Origin of the sequence: Pontibacterium sp., from assembly GCF_041587635.1 — a bacterium.
Lineage (GTDB): Bacteria > Pseudomonadota > Gammaproteobacteria > Pseudomonadales > Balneatricaceae > Pontibacterium.
The window spans coordinates 1-3,808 of the sequence record NZ_JBFGYC010000402.1 but is presented as its reverse complement, the minus strand read 5'-3'; the positions used below and the strand labels follow the sequence as shown (position 1 = coordinate 3,808).

General features: G+C 48.4%; 3 protein-coding genes. All 3 read right to left on the bottom strand.

Going from position 1 to position 3,808, the window contains the following annotated elements; translation table 11 throughout:
• A partial coding sequence (locus tag ABYW01_RS16370; protein ID WP_372834737.1) for a LytS/YhcK type 5TM receptor domain-containing protein occupies positions 1-620 on the bottom strand: 620 nt, incomplete at its 3' end.
• Between the two features lie 545 nt (positions 621-1,165).
• Entirely contained in the window at positions 1,166-1,951 is a 786-nt protein-coding gene (locus ABYW01_RS16365) for a type IV pili methyl-accepting chemotaxis transducer N-terminal domain-containing protein (RefSeq protein ID WP_372834734.1), read from the bottom strand.
• 81 nt (positions 1,952-2,032) lie between these two features.
• The coding region (locus ABYW01_RS16360) for a response regulator (protein ID WP_372834731.1) at positions 2,033-3,808 on the bottom strand (1,776 nt) is incomplete at its 5' end.

Here is a 3,808-nt window from a genome sequence, read left to right as displayed (position 1 = left end):
TTTATGGATTCGCTGATGCGCAGCGCCTGCTCTGTTTCTTTTCGCAGACGCTGGTGGCCAAGCCCCATGCAGAGTAATACTGTCACTACCGGATAGATAAGCAATACCGGGTATGCAACGGCGGTTGTTACTTTGTAAGCGATTGCTTCCGGCAAAAAAATCCCCATCACCATCAGCATGGTGAAATGAACAACCAAGCCAAAGAGATAAAGCTCTGGCCATCTCAGTTGTTGGTCTGACTGCTTACGAAGGTGACGCCAGAGCAGGCCTAAGCCCGCAGATGTGAAAATAAAGACGATGCCGGCAAGGGCACCCTGACCGCCTTCGTAGAGTCTGAATAGAACGCTGCAGAGCACGGCGATCGCTGTAGGAATTGAGCCAAAGAACAGGCCGGTTGCTGACAGCAGTACCGAGCGGCTGTCGATAATGACACCCTCATCGATCTCCATCGGAGTTGCCATAATTGCGATAGCAATCAGACCAAGAGCGACACCACCAATATGGGACTTATAGGGAATGCGAGCGCGGGAGGAAAGAATCAGCGCATCGTAGATTGCCCCCATTGCGAGTAGCAAAGCAGCATTATTTGCCAAGGCAAAATAAGGTGACTCGTACATCATTGTGGTGATCTACCCCTGTATGCGGCCATGCTCTATTTTCAAATTCCATTCCATAAACAGGCAGCAGCGTTCAGAACTACAGAAACCTGTATGAGTCATTCAAGAAGCTATTGATACTAGTGGATTCAAACGGAATGGGCTACGTTAGATCTGTTGTTTTCAGGAGATATTGGATTCATTTCTGAGATGGTTAAGATGACTATTCGTTTTTAACCTATTGATATTAAAGGTTATTATTTGTTCTTATGAATGTTCGATATGCCTGTTTTGATTTAGTTGATGCAGATCAATTAAAACGAACTTATGGTGAGGGCGTTTCGTGTCCAATACGATTTATAGGCTTTTATATGCAATGGAGCTGACTAGGAGTGGTTTGAAGCGAAAGGGGGGCTCATAGGCCGACTGTCTTCAGGACGTTTGAGGATCGATACGAACAAGCGACATCACTGCTGATCTATCAGTCGATACTGAGGATAAAAGAGTGAGGTATGTCAGGATCATTGTAGGTAGATTGCCCGCAACTATCCTGACACAAAATCTGATTCTTATTTGGAAGCTTCGGCCGCATAGAGGCTGGTAATTTCGTTCATTTTATCAAACATCTTTTCAGCTGAGCGTGCGACTAATGCTGTTGCGTCTTTATCTGTATTAGCAGAGGTGATCAGGCGCTTGTACTGGCGACGGGCTTTTTTGAGTTTTGAATTGATTTCCGACGTGTTGCTTTTTTCTGCACTTAATTGGTTCAGACTGCTGTCGATTTCGGTTGATGCTTGTTCGTAGAGCGATACATACTGATCTGAGTTCAGCCAGATACGAAGGCCGTAGAGAGCTGCGATTCGTTGGCTCAGCATACGCTGGCGGCCGGATAGGTTTACTAAACGACCTGGTGCGCTTTTGGCGTGGGCCTGTAAGGATAAAACGGCTTCATGGCTTGCCTTCAGGAGCTGCTCCGTATCTTTACGCAGTGTTTCCACAGCTTTCTTGTCAGGTGTTTTTTGATACGCAGGTTTTAGGTTTTGCCAACGCTGCTGAATCTCGGAGAGATCAAGTTGAGTACCAGACTTTTGAATATACGTCTCTAGCTGAGACAGATTCCCTTCAAAGTTAGATATCGCATCATCTAGTTCATCTTGCGCCTTACGCTTACGAACATTTAAGCCGATAAGGACGTAGTCTTTCAGCATGCGTTGTGTGTACATGCGTTGTTTGCCTGCAATATTGATCGCATCTGCTTCGGATGTGATATCCGCCACCGCAAGCGGGGCCAGTGCAATGCTCAGTATGGCGACACAGTATGATAGTAGTGCTTTAACAGTGATCCCAAAATACATTGTGTTATTCCACTTGTTCGTTTTCAGTAAAGCCCGGAGGGCATTCGCATCGTTGCCTGATCCGGGCCTGAAACAATAGATTTACATTAAGACCTTTTCGGGTGCTGCTTCAGGGGTTTCGCGTTTAAGTAGCGTTTGTACCTGATCTAGCAGATTGTTCTCAGTCCAAGGTTTCGACAGGTAGCTGGATATACCCGCTGCTTTCGCTTCGTTACGGTGCCTGTCCGAGGAGCGAGAGGTGATCATTATTACCGGCAGGTCACTGGTCGCAGCATTGTTGCGAATAGCAGAAGACAGCTCGATCCCTGACATGCGAGGCATCTCCAGATCAGTCAGGATTAAATCAGGCGGATCTTTTCGGATCTGGTTGAGGGCATCAAGTCCATCAATTGCTGTACTGACTTCATAGCCAGTATCTTTCAGCAATGTGGCAAGTGCTTTACGCGCACTGATGGAATCATCCACAACCATGAGTTTCGGCAGGTCTGGTAGCGCTTCCGATTCCAGCAGTTCGCTGAACTCGATATGAGATGTTTGATGATGCTGGACCCGTGCAGGTAGATCGATAATCGGTGCCGCTTCACCGTTTGCGAGAATGGTGACCCCGGGGATTCCGGGAATATCTGGTAGATATTCTCCCATCTCTTTAAATACCAGCTCACGATGCGCGATGATCTCTTTTACCATCAGAGCGACTTTCTGTCCCTGGCCCAGATTGATGATCAATACCGGATGAATATTGTCGCCCCCGTATTGTGCACGGGGTTCTGCTAGCAATGTTTCCAGTGCCAGGGCAGGGTATTTCTCTTCGCCAACGATAAAGTGATTATCGTCACCTGTCTGACGTAGCTCTCCATCCAGCGACAGTATGCTCTGTTCTATACCGTGACTGGAAAGGGCAACTAATTGTCGACCGGCGCGAACCAGAAGGGCGCGTATCATCAGAGAGCTGGCAGGCATAGACAGCTCGAAGCGAGTGCCCTGACCACGCGTTGAGTCGATGCTGAGAGTTCCCTGCATCCTCATAATTTGCTGGTTCACCACATCCAGCCCGATGCCTCGGCCAGAGAGCTGGCTTACCTCATCACGGGTAGAGAAGCCGGGTAGCAGAATGATTCGTTGCAGCTCAGTGTCACTAAGAATGGCGTGTTCTTCAATCAACCCTTTTTGGGCTGCAATCGAGCGGACTTTATCGGTATCGACTCCGCTACCATCGTCTTCACAGGAGATGCGGATCTCATCGTTTTCTTGATGGAAGCGAAGTTTCAGCAATCCTTCTTCCGATTTGCCGGCATCCAGGCGTTCTTGGGGTTTCTCCAAGCCGTGATCGACAGCATTACGGATGATATGCATCAAAGGATCGGTAAGCTGGGTCAGAATCTGGCTATCGACCAGTGTTTCTTCGCCTTCGATTCTAAGCTGTGCTTTTTTATCTGCTGCCCGACAGGCCTGTCTCATGATTCGTTGAACACGGGTGCTGATCGTTTTGACAGCAACCAGACGCGTGCTCAGAATATTGGACAGGTTTTCTTTCTGCAGGCCTGACTGGGCTACATGAAGGTCGGTAAGATGACGGATCTGTTCGTCCATCTCCTGCTCAACTTCACGTACATCGGCTGCGGACTCGTGAAGGCGTGACAGGCTCGTATGCATTTCGTTGTAGTTATCCATCTCCAGCGGGTCAAAGCCCTCTGACTCCGGATCTAGTTCTGGATGCAGTGTGTAATACTCATTGAGCTGCTGTTCTAGCTCAAAGATGAGGTGCTGCAGGTGGCGCTGACGTTCCCGGTTTGTGCGTGTCAGTGTGCGTAGTTGAGTAATTGATTCATCCTGCTGAGATGTCAGCGTGTTGGATTC

Bases quoted from the DNA above. Each gene is read 5' to 3' on its own strand.
- ABYW01_RS16365 (WP_372834734.1), bottom strand. From the start codon at position 1,951: ATGTATTTTGGGATCACTGTTAAAGCACTACTATCATACTGTGTCGCC.